Source organism: Acinetobacter sp. HZNU-JH01 (assembly GCF_037996845.1).
GTDB classification, from domain to species: Bacteria; Pseudomonadota; Gammaproteobacteria; order Pseudomonadales; family Moraxellaceae; genus Acinetobacter; species Acinetobacter haemolyticus.
This window is the reverse complement of sequence record NZ_JBBMZX010000001.1, coordinates 2,267,877-2,289,246: the sequence shown is the minus strand read 5'-3', so window position 1 is coordinate 2,289,246 and position 21,370 is coordinate 2,267,877. Positions and strand designations below refer to the sequence as shown.

Genomic DNA, 21,370 nt, shown 5'->3' with positions numbered 1-21,370 from the left:
AGATAAATCATGCAACTTACCGTAGAAATCATCATTTCTTTTTTTGTGGTATTTGGCGCATTTTTTATGTTAGTCGGATCAATTGGTATGATTCGTTTACCTGACTTATTTATGCGTCTTCATGCGCCAACTAAAGCAAGTACATTGGGCTTAGGTAGCTTTTTGATTGCAGCAATAGTATTCGGCGCTGCTCACGGTCGTTTTGGCGCTGCTGAATTGCTGATTACCTTCTTTGCATTTATCACAGCACCTGTATCTGCAAATTTGATGGCACAAGCAGCAATCCATTTACGCTTACGTTCAAATAGTGGAGACGTCCCTGAAGCCTTGAATCGCCCGCTTCCTTGGCAGCATTATCGTCGTAAAAAAGATTGATCTTTTATACAAAAATCGAAGCAATAAAAAAGCCACCCGAAGGTGGCTTTTTTACTTAAAAATTTATCCTACCTTAAATCACAAATATGCATTGCCCCAAATTACACTGCCGCTTTTGTGCTAATCGATTTTAATTAAATAAGAAACAGGTTGAAATTTAGCGCTAGTTTCTTCAGTATAACTATTGCTAAAAGTTACACAGTAACGATTACCAATTATCATGTTTGATAATATTTTCTTAGTTTCCTTTGATGATTCTTCCCAAAAAAATAATGATGCTTTTTTAGACAAACTTATATTCTTTAAGAAGTATTTACTATCTCCCTCTACAGTCAAGATTTCGAAAAATATCTCTTTCATTGATCTATATCTATTTATGACTACAACTTTATCCCCAATATATGTTCCACATATACTTCCATAGTTTGATTCGATAGCTCTTCTATCCTCATAGATGCTTGGAATAAAAACCAACAAAAAACAAATCAAAATAGCTAATATATATTTTCGCCAAAACACAAATACCCTCGTATAGTTGATTTAATGATATTTAATTTTTAAAAAATTCAATACGATACCGCAATTATCCACTCTAAAGACTTTACATAAAAAAAGCCACCCGAAGGTGGCTTTTTTCAGTCTATATTTTCAAAATGCATTCGAATGAGTAATCAATATATAATATTCTGATTATTAATAAGATCTTGCAAATATACTTGCTCGCTTTGATTGGTCATTACCAATAACTCCTGATAGTCTCCATTCGCTTCACTACGAACATTCCATGTATTCGTTTTAGCAACAGTGTCATAAATAATTTCAATATAACCTGATAGATTCGAGTCATTGGCATGACTATCTAATATTTGTGACAGATCAATCTGATCTTCTACGAGATTAAAATCACTTACATAATCTACAGCAGTTTCACCAGAAGCATTTAACAATAATTGAAGAATATCGTTGCCTTCATCTAGGATAAATAACTCACTCACTGCTGCATCACTGCTCAAGATATTATCACCTTGGTCACCTAAGATAATACTGGTCACTTCATCTTCAGCATTTACAGGGCGATCAACACCAAATACCTGATAAAGTTGATCTGAAGAAATACTACCACCTGTCTCAAAGCTAAAAGACTCAACCTCATGCGCACCGCCTAAGAAGAAATCTTTGACCGTCACTTTATTAGTATTGCTGCCATTCACTTTTAGAATCAGATCATCACCAGATTTCGTTAGGTAGTTACCAACTTGACTAAAGGTAATTCCATTTCCAAAGATTACTTGATCTGTTCCCAACTTTTCATCAATGACCATCGCACCAGAACTATAGTTATAGGTAGTATTAAAAGCATCTAAATCAGTTGATTCAGGTGGTACATTTGCTGGTGAGCTTTGTTGTGGCACCGTCATTCCAAATGCACCAAAGATTTGCTCGGCTGTGATTTGTCCACCTGTTTCAAACTGGAATGTTTCGACTAAATACTGTCCACCTAAGAAGAAGTTCTTCACTGTGACTTTATTGGTATTACTACCATTCACTTTGAGGATCAAATCATCGCCAGATTTAGTCAAATAGCTGCCAACTTGATTAAAAGTAATGCCATTTTTAAAGATGACTTTATCATTTCCAGAATGTTCAGTAATGGTTAAAGCACCAGTTGTATAATGATAGGTCGTATCACCAACTACATTTGGTGTCTCTGGCTCCGTTGGCGTCTCAGGTTCTGGTGTTGTTGGCATCGTAATACCAAATACTCCAAAAATTTGTTCAGCTGTAATTTGCCCACCTGTTTCAAACTGGAATGTTTCGACTAAATATTGTCCAGCTAAAAAGAAGTTCTTCACTGTGACTTTATTGGTATTACTGCCATTCACTTTAAGAATTAGGTCATCACCCGATTTATTCAGGTAGTTCCCAACCTGACTAAACGTAATGCCATTTTTAAAGATAACTTTATCATTTCCAGAATGTTCAGTAATCGTTAAAGCACCCGAGGTATAATTATAGGTCGTATCTCCTATAACCTCTGGATTTTCAGGAATAGGAGGTTCAGGATTCTCTGGTTCAGTTGGCGTTGTTGGAATGGTTAATCCAAATGTGCTAAAGATTTGCTCTGCTGTCAGTTGTCCACCTGTTTCAAACTGGAATGTTTCGACTAAATGATCTCCACCCAAGAAGAAATTTTTCACCGTCACTTTGTTGATATTGCTACCATTCACTTTGAGTATAAGGTCATTACCCGATTTATTCAGGTAATTACCAACTTGGCTAAAAGTAATTCCATTCTTAAATAGAACTGTATCCTGACCAGAGTGTTCTGTGATTGTCATTGAACCAGAACTATATTGGTAAATGGTATCACCTACAGGATCAGATGAACCTCCAGAAGATGCATTCACTTTGACTGCAATTTGTGCAGCAGTAATGGTATAACCACCATTTGGCTGCACACTGCTAATCGCCTTTTCACCACCTAAGAAGTGATCTTTTACTCGAATCGACTGATTTGAGTTGTTATCAATTGTGACGAGCAGGTCGTTATTTTCTTTGGTAAATTTAATTCGATCTTCGGTAATTCCCTGATCCATTAACCAAAGCACATCTGTTCCACCACCTGTTTGATCAATGGTTTCCTGACCATCCGTAAGGTAGTAGAAATATTTATCATTGCCTGCACCACCATTTAGGATGTCATGACCTGCTCCTCCTCGGAGTGTGTCATCACCATCACCACCATACAGGGTATCATTTCCATCACCACCATAAAGAATATCATTACCTTCATCGCCATGCAGAATGTCATCACCTTCATTGCCTTCGAGGTAATCTGCACCTGTACCACCATATAAAGTGTCATTGCCTGCTTGTCCCCACAAGGTATCATTGCCTGCCTGACCATAAATAATGTCGTTGCCTGCACCTGAATAAACCTTGTCATCACCATCGCCCATTTCAAAGGTTTCATGGGTATTGCGATAGCCCCAAACCTCATCATGATCACTTGTTCCATGATAGGTCACATGGTTTTCAATATAGGTGTTATCCCACTTGGTTGAATCTGAAAACTGAATTTCATTAATCTTATGATGTCCACCCACAAAGTAATTTTGAATGGTAATTTGATCTGTCTGATTAGTATGCTTAATGACGAGATCAGTGCCATAACGATGGAGGCTAATATCAGTCGTTGCAATATTTTGACCAAAACGTAATACATCAAATGAGACGGCGACATTGCTATAGTTCTGACCTGCTGGACGTTCAATAATCGTGTCTTGACCACCACCTAGATTAAATAGGTAGATTTCATCACCAAATGAGCCATAGATGGTATCGTTGCCTTGACCGCCTTCAACATAAACCGCTCGTTGAGCTTCACTGAGTTCAGTATTTTGAATGCGATGGTAGCCGTCCGCATCTTGATGAAATTGATCTTGATTAAATGTATCAACGAAATCCATTTGATTCACATCGACGACGAGAACATCATCACCTGAGCCACCTGAAAGCAATCCGAGTTCATCACCATACAAACCTGTTAAGGTGAGATGATCCTGTCCATCACCACCATAGAGTTTGCCTTGTCCTGTGATGATGTCATTACCTGACTGACCTTCTAATATACCTTGTCCCGTTAGAATGTCATTGCCGTCACCACCAAGCAGGTATCCAGAGCCTTCAATTTCATCATCACCAGCACCACCATCTAGATAACCTGTGGCATAGATTTTATCGTTACCGTTCCCACCATAAACAAAGTATTGGGTTTCTGGTGATTCCGAATAGACTGAACGACCATAAACAATATCATCACCATCACCTGCATGAATCACATCATGATCGGTTGTTCCCTCAATGATATCGTCTAATTCAGTTCCCTTAACTGCTTGAATATTGAGTGCAGCCTCATCCCATTCTGTTTGGTCATCAAAGCGAACTGTGTTGATTGGCTTATTGGCTAGATAGTCACTAAATTGTGACTCAACAATCAATTGGTCTCCCGTGATACGGTGGATAATAACCATATCCTGACCCACTTTTCGGACAATCAGGTCATCTGAATTGATATTAATGAACTCAATTGTGTCAATATCGGTTTGATTCTTGGATTCGTATTGGATCGTGTCCTGCCCCCAACCCAAATCAAAGCGATAAATATCGTTTCCTTGTCCACCAATCAGTACATCACCACCTGATCCACCAACTAAAACATCATCTCCAGTGCCACCATTCAGTAAGTCTGAACCAGCCCCACCGTCCAAAAGATCATTGCCGGCCTCTCCATTTAGAACATCATTCCCAGTGCCACCATAAAGCTGATCTGTGCCTTCTCCTGCATCTAAAAGATCATCGCCAGAACCGCCAATTAATACATCATCTCCAGCTCCACCATAGAGTTGATCATCCTCAGCGCCACCATCCAAGTGATCATTTCCGTTGTCACCATAGAGCTGATCTTGTCCCTCACCACCATACAGCTGATCTGAACCTATATTTCCATGAATAACATCGTCACCAGCTTCACCGGAAATCACACTGCCTATTGTATAGGCCCTTAAAATATCAGCTTCGGCTGTGCCAAGTAGAACCAAAGCTTTTACGGCTTCAACATCAAGTACAGTATTATTTGAAAACTGAATTTGATCAATACGATAATGTCCTAAAGCATCCGCATTAAAGTAATTCTGTACCGTGATACTATTTTCACCGTCCAAAGTACGAATGACTAAATCATTATTATGCCGTCTAAAAGTAAAATCACTTTGCACTAAGCCATCAATAAACTGAATCACATCCTGACGGTTAGTTGTGTCATCAAAGTTATTAATGACATCATGTCCAAAGTTCGGTGCAAAGATATAGGTATCATTACCAGCCCCACCAAATAGCTGATCATTTCCAAAACCACCAACCAAGGTATCATTACCTGCATAGCCATATAATAGGTCATCTCCCTCTAAACCTTGAATATGATCCGAAACATAAAAATGTCCACGCAATTCATCTTGTTGGGCCGTTCCTATAAGTTCAACAGAAATCTTACTTGCTATTTCATTTTTATTCCAAACCGTTGTGTCGTCAAAAACTAATGAAAAATTTCTATTAAAGAAATCTTTTATCAATATCGTATTTTCTCCATAAGAAATTTGTATATCTCGTTCATTTGTGGGTGAAAAATCTATTACAACTTCTTCTTTTAATATATTTTTTAATTTAATAAAGTTTAAACCATTTGCATCATCAATAATATCTTGTCCAGAAGTAATATCAAAAATATAAGTATCATTTCCTAAACCACCATTTAAAATATCGTTTCCTTGTCCTCCCTCTAAAATATCATTTCCTGAACCACCATAAAGTTGATCATCACCTTGCCCACCATAAAGCTGATCATTACCATTATTGCCATATAGCTTATCTTGCCCCTCACCACCATAAAGCTGGTCATATCCTATATCACCATATATTTGATCATCACCAGCTTGACCTGAAATTGTACTCCCTGTTGTATAAGCTCTTAGAATATCTGCTCCATCTGTACCCAATAAAACTAGTGCCTTCACTGCCTCGACATCAAGGAAAGTATTATCAGAAAATTGAATTTGATCGATACGATAATGTCCTAAAGCATCAGTTTCAAAATAGTTATTAACAGTAATACTATTTTTCGCATCTAAAGTACGGATGACTAAGTTATTATTATCTCTACGGATGGTAAAATCACTTTGTACATAATCATCAATAAATTGAATGACATCCTGACGGTTTGTAGTGCTGTCAAAATTGTTAATAATGTCATGACCAAAATTTAGACCAAAGATATAAGTATCATTTCCTGTACCTCCATCAAGTTGATCTGCCCCTGTACCGCCGATAAGTATATCATTACCCATTCCGCCGTACAGCAAATCATTATCTGTACCACCTTCTAAATGGTCATCACCAGAATCTCCATAAAGTACATCTCTGCCCTCACCACCATCTAGAATGTCATTACCTTCTCCGCCATAAAGCTCATCATTTCCTCCTAATCCAAATAGTTGGTCATTACCTTTATTTCCATATACCAAGTCTTTTCCTTGACCACCATTTAGAATATCATCCCCATCTAGTAAAAATATTGGATGGTTGGCTTTACTTTCAGAAATTGAAATCTCATCGTTTTCAGTCGTTCCAAAAATATTTTTATCAGTGTTCAGGTACTTTTGAATAAGGTCATAATCTTCAGGACTTAAATTATTTTCTAATGCTTGATTGAGTGTCTGCTTAAATATATTAAATATTTTTGAATTATAAGGGTCTACCCCCTCCAAAATAGGATACATACCTTTTACAAATTTGAGTGTGTTTTCAGATATTGATTCCATCGTAACGGTGTTAATAATATATTCATTTAATTTTGTAAAATCAGCACTCCATTTTCCATTTTCTTGTTCTATAAACTCAATTTTATGAAATAAATGTGCGCTATGACTTTGTTGCATTAGCATTGTATAAACATATTTAAAATTTTGTTGATAAACTTGCTCTATGCCTACAAACTCAGCTTGGCTTACTGTTGTAGCAGGTTGATTACCTAATAGTGTTTCTAATGCTCGTACATGTTGAGCATTGATATTTGTACCTAGGCTATTTACTTGTATTTGTGTTACACCAGTCCATTGAAGAATAATTTGCTCCACTAAGTCTAAACGAGCTTGATTATCTTCAAATTGTGCAACAAACTCTTTGACTAATTCTTTTAATTTGCCTGTTGTATCCAATTGCATCGCATGATGTAAAGAATAAACATTGCCAAAACCTGCTAACTCTGGCAACAATTGTATATCTTCATCAATTGGAATTTCTGCACCATTATGAATCACGACAGGAACACTATCTTGTCGATCTGTATCAAACCAAAGTGTATTCGTTATTCCTGTCGTATCATCTAAATACGTGAATATACTGTTTTCACGATGTTCAACATTATTCTCATCAATAGTGGAATTTGACTCATAGTTAAGACTAATGGATTTTATATTTAACTCTTGTAATGTTTTTAATTCGTTACTTTCTGATACACCATTACTATTAATATCTTGCCAAATACGAAGTTGATGATAAATTTCATCGGCTTCAGAAATTTCACCATCATGATTAGCATCCAACTCTTGTAATGCGATATAACCATTGCCTGCAAGACTACCATCAGCTAGAAATGTTTCTGTTCCAAATAACTCAGCACCACCATCTATTTTACCATTGCCATTTCGGTCAAGTACCAAGAGTCCATCTTGTGGTGCAATCCATGATGTTTTTTCAGCAAAACCACTATTATCTAAATCAAAGTAAACCCCAGGATTTTTGCTAAGCGTTGAAATCTTACCATCACTATCTAAATCCAGACTTAAAGGGTCTCTTGGTGGCGGTGGTGGATTCGGAACTCTAGGTGTAGGAGGTTGTGGTGCTGGCGGAGCAGGTTGGTTTGGTATAACTAAACCTAAGTCACCACTTTTCCAAAACCAAACGTGATATTGATGTTCGAAGTAATTTGCACTTTGAATAATTAAATGATATTCACGATTATCATTCTGAAGTGGACTATATAAATCTTTGAATGTTTCATCTGAACCTTCATAATCCAATACAAGGCGAGTTTTCTCATAACGGGTTATATAATATTGCTGGTTGGTACTTAACCATGTGTTATAACCAACCTTTTGACCAACTTGAAGTTTATAACTATCTGATAAAAGTTGCTGCCCTCCCCACAACGTGAGCATTGTATCCATACGGATTTCACCCACTCCATCTAGGTCATAAATATGATCAACCCAACTCCAACCCTGACTTATTTTATTTTCTCTAACTGTATAGTTATAAGTATCGTAGCCTATGTCCCCCATCAGGACATCCCCACCTTTACCGCCTGACAAAAGATCATTCCCTGCTCCACCCACTAGTACATCATGATCGTCACCACCATACAGTTTATCGTCCCCATCCCCACCGAACAGTATATCGTTTCCACGATTTCCATATAACTCATCATTATCTTGACCACCAAACAAGGTATCTTCACCATCTTCACCGAATAACTGATCGTCACCTGCGTAGCCATAAGCCGTATTTTTTGTACCTATGTCATCGCCATCAGGAAAACCAAAGAATGTTTTATTTGGATCGGTTGAACCTGTATAAATGATATCATTACCATGACTGCCATAAAGTTTATCATTTCCCCCACCACCAATCAGTATATTTTGATCTGTATCCAATACAGAGAGACGTTCAAAATCAGCTTCTGTTCCCAAATTTCCATTTGTATCGCCACTTTCTCCTGCAATTAATATATCGTCTCCTTCTCCTCCATAAAGTTCATCATCACCAAGCCCACCCACTAAACGATCTTTATTATCTCCGCCATATAGATAATCTTTATCTTTACCACCATATAAACGATCGTCACCATCTCCTCCATATAGATGATCTTGGTTTACCCCACCATACAATTTATCATTTCCCCATCCACCATATAAATAGTCATTACCTTTTCCACCAATTAAAGTATCTTGACCTATACCACCACTCAGCTCATCATTTCCTCCTAAACCAAAAATCGTATCATTTCCTAATCCAATCAATACTCCACCATTAATATCTTCATTTTCTCCAGTTCCAACAATGATATCATTTACTAATCGTGTAATGCTCGACCAAATAGTAATATCTGTACCTCTCCCCTCCACTTCTAGTAATTCATTATAATCAAATAAATACTCTACAAAATCTTCATAAGATAAATGGCTAATATCAATATTTTCTGGATTTCCATATAAGATCTCACTCGCCCATTCACTTTTTTTAATTGTATTAAATAGAACCTTTAAACCTACCCATTGATCACTATGTGGTATCAATAAGGCTGTTAGTAGTGGACTGCCTAATAATATCCCTCCTACAGCTAATGGATTTAACCCATCTGAATAACCAGATGAAAAGGTTTCAACTGCCCCCTTAAATGCCTCGATGCTTGCTTGTGAATTAGGATCTCTAAACTTATCAATAGTACGTGCCATAGCAGTACTGGTCATCTCAACAAACTGCTCCAATTTCCCAGCATCAACAATAATTTGACCTATTTTTTTCGCACCGACACCATTTACTTCACCACTCGCAGTAATTTTGGTATCCCAAAAGTAGAATGCACCGCCCCATTGACTTACATCAAGACCCGCAAAATTTATGGCAGCTTTAATATCATGACTTACCTGATTCTCTAGTAACGGAATCATGCCATTATTATTGACAATATCATCATAAACATTCTTTGCGATATGATTACTAATTTTTGAAATATAATCATCAGAAGTATTTAACCCTGCCAATCGCAAACTCTCTTTATTAATCTGCTGAATAAAATAAGCAGACTGGCTAGGTGGTATAGATGTATCATTTAAATATGCATTAATCTGTGCTGCCTCTCTAAACCAATATGCTTGAGCATTGGACATTTGAGTGTGAAAATTATCGTAAATATATTGATACATACCTGCATAGTTGGGTATAGCTGAATTTAACGCATTTTCAGATTGCATTTCTGCTAGTTGGGCTGCTGATAATTTAATTGTCATTTTTTAATCCTCATTAATTTCATTACTATTTTTAATGGGTGAAACATTCCAGGCATCTAAAAGATGCCATATTGCAACATCAATGTTTTTGGCTTGATTGATATTTTTAATATCGGTAATCCATTGAATTTCTATACCTCCATATATTCTTTCTGTACTATAAACATATATTCTCTTGCTGTGATCTGGAGAATAAAAAAACCTGAAACCTGAAACTTTTTTATTCTTCGATTCGCTAAAACACCCGACCGATTCTCGCTCTTTATCTGGATAGCAGTCCAAACCATATTGAGTCGTTTTTAAATCTCTATCCAATGATAAGGTTAAGTCAGTTTCAAAAATTTGTTTTGAATTTTTTCCCAAAAACCTCGGGTTACGCATTCGCACCTTGACTTGATCAGGATGATCCAAGCTGTCTGATCCATGAAAACTATCCGTCGCCTGCACAGTTGAACCATTAAGCATTAAGTTAAACTCAAGTTGTCCATCAGAATATGGCAGTGGTAAGTTCTCTGCTTCTACCATACTGATTTCTGAAAATTTTTCAGGCTTATAATCTATCGGAAACTGCCCTAGATAATGCTCTCGTTCTGGTTTGTAGAAATCTCGCTCACATTTAGGACAATGTTCATTAACGATATGTTTTCTTCTTTCTCCAAGTTTAGCCTTAACAATTAAATGATTATTTTGTTTCCATGTCACAACTTCACCCTCCTGTGGTATATACGGAGGTTCTTTTTTCTGCATACATGCTCCTTGGAATAATAAAATTATACTTAATAAAAGTATTTTCGTTTTATACATATCACTTCCTCTTAAATTTAATCACTAATTAATTTATAGTTAATTGGTCATTAAACTTTCTTTATTTACCTATTAGATAAAGTAGGCGAATTGAGCAGATGGCAATGAGATATAATATAAACAGGAATCAACCTGTACCTATTTTATAAACACATCGACACGTACTACTGATATACTATTATTTTCATTTATACTCACTCCTCTAAGCTTATAACTATTTAGATAAACCAATTATCATCGTAGGCTCATATATTGCCCAAAGCAAAGAAAAAATAATAAGTAGATTAAATATTAGGATCAGTAGCACAGTTTTTATTTGAAAGTTTTTTAATGTATATACCCATAAAACTACACTCATTTTTGGTAACTACCACCAAAATCGTACGGTATCAAACACAAAACTAGACCATACTGTTTGCTCTATACCAAAGCTTTCCCATAACCCTAAAAGTTCATAAGGTTTGAAGTATATAAAATAGATAATCCAAAACTGAAAACCTATCATACTCAGTACAATCAAACTAAATAGAATCTTTTTTATCAATCCACTACGCATAAAATTTACTTCTTACTCGCCAACAAACTCTTCGGTCTCACTTTTTCTACCTCTTTAAATAAACTAAAGGTCTGATTCATATAATTCACCACACCTGAAATTTGATCCATATAGTGCATAAGTTCAGGTGTTTTCTCAGCTTGAATCAGTCTTATTGTGCGTGATGGATCGTAACCATCAAACTGACAGTAAAATAAAGGTTCACCACGTTTTAAAATTAAATCTTTAGAAGTGTCATGCCACTCAAATGCCCACATTAGTGGGCGAGGCCAAATATGGATTGGGAAACGTCCACCAAATATTGTTCCCGGCAATGGATGCTTACGGTAATGTCCAAAAGCATCTAGTTGAGTGAGATACACCACTTCATCAGCAATAAAACAATACGGAAGTTTCAGCTGTAAGATTGGGACTTGAGGCATACGCCATTCATTTTCATTAACGAGTGTGAGCAGTTCTCGCAACTTATTGGCACGTACAGGTGACTGATCACCCAATACATTAACTAAAGTCGGCTTGCCCTGTGCATCTCGTGCAAAACGTAGGTGAAAGTCAAATGGGCAATTCACCGCGAAATAGCGGCTTTCCAACTGTAATACCGCAGGACAACGGCTTGCTGACTTGGCATGTTTGGTTTGTGACTGCGAACGCATCCGATAAGGTGGTTCATATAGAATGGATGCTTTATCCTCTATTAAAAACCAGCCAACCTGAATTGGTCCTTCCCCGATATTTTTTTGATCATCTTCGATTGTAAAATGAATGTGCATTTTAAATTTTTGTTTCAGCTTTTCGTCTGCAATATTTTACGCTGACTTGCTGCTTTTTCATACAAATCAGTCTGTATATATTTTTGATTTAGCTAGCAAAATTTCTTTTAAGTGAGTGCTCATTCTCTTTAATGATTGTTATTCTTCAAAAAATAGAATCTACTAATCATCCCAAAACTCCATATATTAAAAAGCCACCCGAAGGTGGCTTTTTAAACTTATTCTTTATCTTGCTCTTGTTCCGGCAAATCCTTGACAGCTTCAGCAATCAAACCAAACATATAATTGCCATAAGCATTGGTTTTGTCATAGTGAAAACGCAAGCGAGGTGTGATACGGGTTTTAATACGACGACTCAACTCATGACGCAAGAAACCTGATGCTTTATTTAAGACATCTAAAGTTTCTTTATTCGCCGCTTCACTTTGATCATCGCCAAGTTCACGTCCCATTACGGTTACATAAACTTCAGCATATCCCATATCAGCACTAACTTTCACGGCTGAGATGGTCACTAGACCACCCAGACGTGGATCTTTAAGCTCTTGACGGATCAGCTCAGACAACTCACGTTGTACTGAATCCGCCATGCGCTTTAAGCGTTGGCTACCCGCCATTAAAGACTCCGTTTAACCAATTGGACATCATAAACCTCGATCTTATCGAGTTCTTTGATGTCGTTATAACCTTTTACAGCAAGACCACATTCCATACCAGCACGAACTTCTTCAACCACGTCCTTATAACGACGTAGAGACTCAAGTTCACCTTGGAACACAACCACGTCATCACGTAAGACACGGATTGGCTTGTTACGGTGAATCACACCTTCCATCACCATACAGCCTGCTGCTGCACCAAACTTGCTAGAACGGAACACTTCACGTACTTGCGCAACACCCAAGATCGTTTCACGATGTTCAGGAGCAAGCTTACCGCTCATTGCCGCTTTTACATCATCGATCAATTGATAGATGATGCTGTAGTAACGAATATCAATACCATCTTGATCAGACTTCTGACGTGCTGTGTTATCTGCACGTACGTTGAAGCCAAGTAAGACTGCTTCTGAAGATTCAGCAAGCGTCACATCAGACTCAGTAATCGCACCAACACCTGAACCGATTACGCGTACTTTCACTTCATCAGTAGAAAGTTCATCTAGCGCAACATGCAATGCCTCTAAAGTACCACGTACATCAGTTTTAAGCACAACATTCACAGTTGGAACATCTTTCTTGCCCATCGATGCCATGATGTTTTCTAAACGCATTGCGCTTGCACGCTCAAGACGTTTTTGACGCTCACGGTCAGCACGCGCATCAGCCACTTCACGAGCTTTCTTCTCATCATTCACGACAAGAACTTCATCACCCGCCATTGGCGCTTCTGGTAAACCTAAGATTTCAACAGGAATAGATGGTCCAGCTGTCGTGATACGTTGACCATTTTCATCAGACATCGCACGTACACGACCATAAGATGAACCAGCCAATACAAGATCACCAATGTTCAATGTACCGTTTTGTACAAGAATCGAAGTTACTGCACCACGACCTTTGTCAACACGCGCTTCGATGACGACACCTTGTGCAGCACCTTCAGCAGAAGCTTTAAGCTCCATCAACTCAGATTGAATCAAGATCAAATCAAGTAATTCATCAATACCTTGACCTGAGTGTGCTGATACTTTAGCGATTGGAACATCACCGCCCCACTCTTCAGGTACGATACCTTTGGTAGTCAATTCATTTAATACGCGATCTGGATCAGCTGACTCTTTATCCATCTTGTTGATTGCAACAATAATCGGCGTACCTGCAGCACGCGCATGATCAATGGCTTCAGCAGTTTGTGGCATCACACCATCATCAGCAGCGACAACAAGAACAACGATATCAGTCGCTTTGGCACCACGTGAACGCATTGAAGTAAACGCCGCATGTCCTGGAGTATCTAAGAAAGTAATAATGCCTTTCTCAGTTTCAACATGATAAGCACCGATATGCTGCGTAATACCACCTGCTTCACCCGCTGCCACTTTAGAACGACGGATACGATCCAATAATGACGTTTTACCATGGTCGACGTGACCCATGATGGTAACAACTGGAGGACGAGTGGTTTGCTCGCCACGTGCTTCTTCAGCCGCTTCAAGCAAGTTATCTTCTGCTTGCGTATCAGAAACTAGAATTGGGTTATGACCTAACTCTTCAACCACCAATACTGCTGTATCTTGGTCAATCGATTGGTTTTGAGTAACAAGCTCACCCATTTTCATGAGCATTTTGATGACTTCGCGGACTTTAACCGCCATTTTCTGTGCTAAATCAGCCACAACAATCGTTGAACCAATTTCCACATCATAAACTTGTTTCTTAACCGGTTTTTCAAAACCATGTTTGTTCGATTGACTGGTTTTTAAGCCACGTTTGTGATGTGTACGGTTAAAGCTTTGCTCTTCTTGGTTATTACGACCACCTTTCTTCTGACCACGTGTGTTGCTTGCGCCACCACGTTTGATTTCACGGTCTTCTTGATTAAAGGAATCTTCATAAGCCTGACCAACAAGACCAGCAGCCAATGGTGAATCATCAATCACACGAATCGTAGTCGTTGCATCATCACTTGAATATTTCGATGCCATTTTACGCATCTGTTCAAGTGTACGCTGTTGAGCTTCTTCAGCCGCTTTGCGACGTACTGCTTCTTCAGTCGCTTTCAACTGAGCAGCTTGTGCTTCACGTGCTTTCTTTTGCTCTGCAGTTTCTGTTGGTTTCACAACAGGTGCTTTAATTACTTTATCGCTGTTACGCTTTTTCACAACCACTGCAGTTTTAGCAGGTGCTTGTGTAGCGCTATCAGAAGTGTGTGCCGCACGCATTGCTTCTAGCGTTGCATTGGCTTTCTGTTCAGCTTGATTACGCGCTTTTTGTTCAGCTTCTGCACGTGAACTCTGTTCTACGCGTGCTTTTGCTTCCGCTTCTGCGCGCGCTTTTGCTTCTGCAGCAATTAATTCTGGATTTGGCTTTGCAAAAACTTGCTTCTTACGAACTTCAACATTAATGCTTTTTGCTTTACCCGATGTACTGGTTACTTTAGCAGTACTCGTTGTTTTACGTTTCAACGCGATCTTTCCTGTGTTACCACTTTCTTGACCATGAACTTTTTTCAAATAATTGACCAAAGTATCTTGCTGTTCAGTGGTAATAATGTCATCTGCTTTACGCTGTGGTAGACCTGCTTCGCGAACCTGCTCTAGGAGTTTCTCTACAGGACGTTCTACGCTGAGCGCTAACTCTTGAATCGACTTGTCCGTCATCTATTATCTCCTAGTTAAACCATGATTCACGTGCTTTCATAATCAATTGACCCGCTTTGTCATGCCCTAAACCTTCGATATCAGAAATATCGTCAGTTGCTTGGTCAGCCAAGTCATCAACTGTAATCACACCACGTGCCGCCAATGCATATGCAATCTCAGTGGTCATACCATCCATACCGAGAAGTTCTGCGCTTGGCTCTTGAATATTTTCTTGCTGTTTCAACGCATCCGTTAAAGCAGCTTCTTTCGCACGACTCTGCAACAATTCAACTAAATCGGCATCAAGCTCAATCTCATCAAATGTTTCTGCTGGTACATAAGCGATCTCTTCTAATGAAGTGAAGCCCATTTCAACCAACGCCATTGCCAAGTCTTCTTCAATATCTAAACGCGATACAAACATATCGAGATATTGTTGTGCTTCATTTTGCTGACGAGCACGATACTCTTCTTCTAACATCATGTCGAGTTTATAACCCGTTAACTCAGATGCTAAACGAACATTTTGTCCTTGCGAACCAATCGCACGCGCTAACTGATCATTGGTCGCGAAAATGATATCTGCACTGCGTGCATCTTCATCAAGCACAATACCTGATACATCTGCTGGCTCTAAAGCACTTGCAATATATTGCGCTGGATCGTCAGACCATACCACCACGTCAATACGTTCGCCATTGAGTTCTTGCTGTACCGCTTGGATACGTGTGCCACGCATACCAATACATGCACCCACTGGATCAATACGGTGATCATTGGTTTTGACAGCAATTTTAGCACGTACACCTGGTTGACGTGCAGCCGCTTTGATTTCAATGATCTCTTCAGAAATTTCAGGAATTTCTTTTTTCATCAACGCGATCAACATTTCAGGACGAGCACGTGACAGTAATAACTGTGCACCACGACCTTCACGATTTACATTATATAAGATCGCATTGATACGTTGCTTAGGACGCAAGATTTCTTTGTGAATGGTTTCTTCACGTGCCAAATACGCTTCAGCGTTGTCACCCAGATCAATGATAAAGCCATCTTTAGTTTGCTTTTTCACTTCACCATAAATCAATTCGCCAACTTTTGACTCATACGCATCCGCAACCAACGCACGTTCAGCTTCACGAATTTTTTGTACAATCACTTGTTTTGCAATTTGTGCAGCAATACGACCGAATTCAATCGATTCGACTTCAAGCTCACGCACATCACCAATCGACCACTGTGCAGGGTCTACATCAGAAATCGCATCTTGGCATGCAGGCATTTCATGATCTTCATCCGCAACGACAGTCCATTGACGGAATGTACGGTAATCACCTGTTTTACGGTCAATCTCAACACGGAGTTGAGCTTCTTCTGCATGTGTATTTTCGTAAAACTTTTTCTTCGTCGCTGCAACTAGGGCTTGCTCTAATGCTTGGAAGATCGCCTCACGACTAACACCTTTTTCATTACTAACCGTCTCTGCAACGGTAAGAATTTCACGGCCCATAAGTCACCTACCGATTTCTTATAAAATTAAGTTAATATTAGTCTTGATAGATTAAATTTGCTTTATCAATATTATGACTATCAATTTCAAGCACTTGACCACCCTCTACTTCCACCTGAATCATTTCATTTTCCAGATCAACAGAAAGTAACTTCGCTTGGAATTTACGACGGTTTTCGACAGCAGCAATTAATCGTAAAGCAACTTGTTGTCCAATATACCCAGACATTTGTGACAACTGAAAGAATGGACGATCCCAACCTGGTGAAGAGACTTCCAAAGCATATTCACCTGAAATCGGATCATGGACATCCAGCATAGCACCCACTTGTTGTGTCACAAGTACACAATCCTGAACACCAATACCTCGCCCTTCTTCAACTTCGCCATCTTCATTCAGGACTGGTTCTGCATTTTCATCGATCGCTTTATCGATATAAATGCGTAGTAATGAGCGTTTACCTTGTGGTAGAAATTCAATTCCCCACAAATCTACATCACAGGCAGCAACCGCTGGTGCGATTAGATCAAATAGTGCTTGAGATTTATTTGATAGTTTCATTTACTCTCGTTGCTCTCATGCGAGCCAATCAATAACCGTATAGTGAACACGATAATTTGATCTTGCGCCGTATCCGGCTCATATCGACACTACACGATAGCTAAACAACCAATAAAAAAGGGCGTAACCGCCCCTATGTTACACAGAAAACTGAAGTCCACTGTGCAAAAAGGCCCACCTTATTGTGAGCCTCTTTTTAGAAACTTGGTAGCGGGAGCTGGATTTGAACCAACGACCTTCGGGTTATGAGCCCGACGAGCTACCAGACTGCTCCATCCCGCATCAACGTGCAAAATTATATACAATTATGAAAAAAAGTCAATTTGAGTTTTCTTCACCATTGCTTGATTAAGTTGCACCTTAATCAAATGGTAGCGGGAGCTGGATTTGAACCAACGACCTTCGGGTTATGAGCCCGACGAGCTACCAGACTGCTCCATCCCGCATCAACAAATCACTGCATACACCAAACTTACTGGTTATTAAGCTTGGTGCGGAAGGGGGGACTTGAACCCCCACGCCCGAAAGCACTACCACCTCAAGGTAGCGTGTCTACCAATTCCACCACCACCGCAGCTTTCTTTGTGGGACGCATTCTATTCCTTTAATTCAAAAAAGGAAAGTGCTAATTCGACTTATTCTGTCGTTTTCGGTGCATTTGATGAAGTTTCAGTCGATGCAGCTGGAACTGAGCTAGAACTTTGAACAGTTTTTAAGCTATACGCATCCGTCGTACTTTTTTTCGCCATGACAGCCAATGAAAGACTGGTCACAAAGAATATAGCCGTAAAAATTGCAGTCAAACGTGTCAAGAAGTTTCCAGCGCCAGAAGCGCCAAATACAGTCGCCGCACCGCCACCACCAAATGATGCTCCCGCTTCAGCACCTTTACCTTGTTGTACTAAGACCAAAGCAATAATCAGAATTGCTAAAATAATGTGTACAACGAGTATAAAACTATACATCTCTATTCCTCGTTATTTGCTTTGTGCAAATGCTTTTGCGATTTGGTAAAAAGACTGTGCATTTAAAGATGCACCACCCACCAAAGCACCGTCAATATCTGGGCAAGCCGCAAGCTCAACCGCATTTTCTGCTTTTACACTACCACCATATAGGATTGCAATATTTGCACCCGACGATGTGATTTGCTTCAAACCTTCACGAATTTTAGCATGCATGGCCTGCGCATCTGCTGGTGAAGCAGTTTTACCCGTACCAATCGCCCAAATCGGCTCATAAGCAATCACAACATTTTTCCACTGTTCTGCTTGCACAACAGGCGCGATATCACAGATTTGTTGCAATACCACTTGCTCAGCAAGTCCCTGCTCACGTTGCTCTAAACTTTCACCCACACAATAAATCACGGTTAAACCCGCATTCAAAGCGTTTTGTAACTTTGCTTTTAAAATTGCAACATCATCACCAAATAATTCACGGCGTTCAGAATGCCCAACCAACACAAATTCAATTGCGCTATCTTTTAAAAGCTCGGCACTGACTTCACCCGTATAAGCGCCTGTTCCAGCAACACGAGAAACATCTTGTGCTACCGTATAAATCGGTCGAGCAGCATCTTTTAACTGAGTTTGAATTTGAGTTAATGCGATTGAAATCGGTGCAACGCCGATATGACATTTTGTAGGATCAATGTCTTGCTGTTGTAATAACTGCTTAAATTCTTGTACTAATTGGACAGCATTCGCATGCATTGGATTCATTTTCCAATTACCGACAACCCATGGGGTAATAGTCGAATTCGACATACTTCGCCTACCTTAATGTTAATTTCTCAAAAATGCTGCATATTTTACACGGATTTTTATAAAATTCAGTTTTTTTCTATTGTTTAAATTTAAATCAGAGCAAAACCTCCTCTTGATTCATTAAAAGGAGACAACACATTTTGAGTATTTCTAATGGCGAATCTCTGAAATAAAACACAAATTTTAGGTTTGGCTTTTTATCTTGTTGTGAATATCGAATACAACAAACAAAATTAATTGACAAAAAACTCGATTAGTTCAAAGTTTTAGCAATGAATCAAGTCAAAAACGACACTTTCTCTAGTAGTATTTTTGCATAACAAAAGTATAATTTTTAGGATACATATTATAAACATTTTGATATAAGGCGGACAGATGTCAGGATTACATACGTCTCCAAAATTTTCGGGGTTTATTCGACGGTTGGTCGAAGATGGTCATATGTCTGCATCGACAATGCAAACTGCAATCGATACAGCAAAAAAAACACAACAAGATATTGTTGGATATTTAATTGAACATCATCGTATCTCTCAACTGACCATTGCAGAGTCAATCTCGGCAGAGTTTGGCGAACCTATTTTTGATTTAGCTGTTTTTGATACTGCTTTATTACCTCGTGAGCTTGCTGACAGCAAATTAATTCAAAAGCATCGGGTTGCCCCTCTCATTCAACGCGGGCAAATTCTTTATGTCGCGACAAGCAATCCAACCAATATCGACGCGCTTGATGCGATGCGATTTAACACCAAACTCAATATTGAACCGATTATCGTCGAACATAGTAAACTTGAAAAACTGATTGAACAGCAGTTTGGTGACTCTGGAAGTTTTGATTTTGGTGACAGTGAAGACTTTGACTTAGATATTGATGTCAGCCAAGATTCGCAAAAAGATGAAAGTGATGAAACGCCTCAAGGGGATGAATCACCAATTGTAAAGTACATCAACAAGTTACTGATTGATGCCATTCGCATGGGTGCGTCTGATCTACATTTTGAACCCTATGAAAAAACCTATCGTGTTCGTTATCGCGTAGATGGTGTCTTAAGACAAATTGCGACGCCACCGTTGCAAATGGCAAATCGCTTAGCTTCCCGTTTAAAAGTCATGTCTCAAATGGACATTTCTGAAAAACGAATGCCGCAAGATGGTCGTATTAAGCTCAAACTTTCGAAAACCAAAGCGATTGACTTTCGTGTCAACTCACTGCCTACCCTATTTGGTGAAAAGCTAGTACTCCGTATTCTGGATCCTTCCAGCGCCATGCTCGGAATTGAAGCCTTAGGCTATGAAGATGAACAAAAGGCGTTATTCCTAGAAGCATTGGATAAACCTCAAGGCATGCTGTTAATTACTGGCCCAACAGGTTCTGGTAAAACTGTGTCGTTATATACAGGTCTCAACATTCTAAATACTGAAGACACCAATATTTCTACTGCTGAAGACCCAGTGGAGATTAATTTAGAAGGAATCAATCAGGTTAACGTCAATACTAAGACAGGCCTTACCTTCTCTGCCGCGCTGAAAGCATTCTTACGTCAAGATCCAGACATTATCATGGTCGGTGAGATTCGTGACCTAGAAACAGCAGAAATTGCAATCAAGGCTGCTCAAACGGGTCATATGGTGATGTCCACGCTACATACCAATAGTGCACCTGAAACACTGACGCGTTTACGCAATATGGGCGTTCCCTCTTTCAATATCGCAACTTCGGTCAATCTTGTGATTGCACAACGCTTAGCCCGTCGTTTATGCTCACACTGTAAAGCACCCATAGAGATCCCCAAACAAAGCTTATTAGAACTCGGCTTTACTGAACAGGATTTAGCTGACCCTGAATTGCAAATCTTTCAACCAGTCGGCTGCTCAGAATGTCGTGAAGGCTATAAAGGCCGTGTCGGTATCTATGAGGTCATGAAGGTGACGCCTGAGATCTCTAAAATTATTATGGAGGATGGCAATGCTTTACAAATCGCAGCGGCATCAGAAAAAGCAGGATTTAATAATTTAAGACGCTCAGGTTTAAAGAAGGTCATGCAAGGTATTACCTCATTGCAAGAAATTAACCGCGTCACAAGTGAATAA

At 39.1% G+C, this 21,370-nt stretch carries 12 protein-coding genes and 3 tRNA genes; 2 read left to right on the top strand and 13 right to left on the bottom strand.

What is annotated here, in order from left to right; genetic code table 11:
- The first annotated feature begins 9 nt into the window (after nt 1–9).
- Entirely contained in the window at nt 10–375 is a 366-nt protein-coding gene (locus tag AAC851_RS10905; RefSeq protein ID WP_100834112.1) for a Na+/H+ antiporter subunit G, read from the top strand.
- Nucleotides 376–495: 120 nt separating this feature from the next.
- Here the strand turns inward: AAC851_RS10905 and AAC851_RS10900 are convergent, their stop codons facing one another.
- The 13 genes from AAC851_RS10900 to tpiA form a co-directional block, all read right to left on the bottom strand.
- Nucleotides 496–894, bottom strand: a complete 399-nt coding sequence (locus AAC851_RS10900) for a hypothetical protein (protein ID WP_125501153.1) — start codon at nt 892–894, stop codon at nt 496–498.
- A 152-nt stretch (nt 895–1,046) separates the two neighbouring features.
- Nucleotides 1,047–10,001 carry a calcium-binding protein gene (locus AAC851_RS10895; protein WP_125501154.1) on the bottom strand — a complete coding sequence of 2,985 codons (8,955 nt, stop codon included), beginning with the start codon at nt 9,999–10,001 and terminating at the stop codon, nt 1,047–1,049.
- Nucleotides 10,002–10,004: 3 nt separating this feature from the next.
- The gene (locus AAC851_RS10890; protein ID WP_252150418.1) at nt 10,005–10,748 is read right to left on the bottom strand and encodes a hypothetical protein; all 744 of its coding nucleotides are present in this window, start codon (nt 10,746–10,748) and stop codon (nt 10,005–10,007) included.
- Nucleotides 10,749–11,366: 618 nt separating this feature from the next.
- Nucleotides 11,367–12,131, bottom strand: coding sequence for a hypothetical protein (locus AAC851_RS10885; RefSeq protein WP_125501156.1), 765 nt, complete (start codon nt 12,129–12,131; stop codon nt 11,367–11,369).
- A 218-nt stretch (nt 12,132–12,349) separates the two neighbouring features.
- Nucleotides 12,350–12,748 (bottom strand): ribosome-binding factor A, encoded by a 399-nt coding sequence (locus AAC851_RS10880; RefSeq protein ID WP_004637691.1) that lies wholly within the window; start codon nt 12,746–12,748, stop codon nt 12,350–12,352.
- The gene (infB, locus tag AAC851_RS10875) at nt 12,748–15,453 is read right to left on the bottom strand and encodes a translation initiation factor IF-2 (protein ID WP_004637690.1); all 2,706 of its coding nucleotides are present in this window, start codon (nt 15,451–15,453) and stop codon (nt 12,748–12,750) included. The genes AAC851_RS10880 and infB overlap by 1 nt, the downstream gene beginning before the upstream one ends.
- A gap of 10 nt (nt 15,454–15,463) precedes the next feature.
- Nucleotides 15,464–16,948: a transcription termination factor NusA gene (gene nusA, locus AAC851_RS10870; protein WP_004637688.1), complete on the bottom strand. Its 1,485-nt coding sequence runs from the start codon at nt 16,946–16,948 to the stop codon at nt 15,464–15,466.
- Nucleotides 16,949–16,985: 37 nt separating this feature from the next.
- Nucleotides 16,986–17,510, bottom strand: coding sequence for a ribosome maturation factor RimP (rimP, locus tag AAC851_RS10865; protein WP_005083847.1), 525 nt, complete (start codon nt 17,508–17,510; stop codon nt 16,986–16,988).
- Between the two features lie 205 nt (nt 17,511–17,715).
- A tRNA-Met gene (locus AAC851_RS10860) sits at nt 17,716–17,792 on the bottom strand.
- Between the two features lie 87 nt (nt 17,793–17,879).
- Nucleotides 17,880–17,956 (bottom strand) — tRNA-Met (locus tag AAC851_RS10855).
- 43 nt (nt 17,957–17,999) lie between these two features.
- Nucleotides 18,000–18,084, bottom strand: a tRNA-Leu gene (locus AAC851_RS10850).
- 61 nt (nt 18,085–18,145) lie between these two features.
- The gene (secG, locus tag AAC851_RS10845) at nt 18,146–18,475 is read right to left on the bottom strand and encodes a preprotein translocase subunit SecG (RefSeq protein ID WP_004637686.1); all 330 of its coding nucleotides are present in this window, start codon (nt 18,473–18,475) and stop codon (nt 18,146–18,148) included.
- 12 nt (nt 18,476–18,487) lie between these two features.
- Entirely contained in the window at nt 18,488–19,279 is a 792-nt protein-coding gene (tpiA, locus tag AAC851_RS10840) for a triose-phosphate isomerase (RefSeq protein WP_075316302.1), read from the bottom strand.
- A gap of 375 nt (nt 19,280–19,654) precedes the next feature.
- Between tpiA and pilB the strand changes: the two genes are divergently transcribed.
- Nucleotides 19,655–21,370: a type IV-A pilus assembly ATPase PilB gene (gene pilB, locus AAC851_RS10835; RefSeq protein WP_075316303.1), complete on the top strand. Its 1,716-nt coding sequence runs from the start codon at nt 19,655–19,657 to the stop codon at nt 21,368–21,370.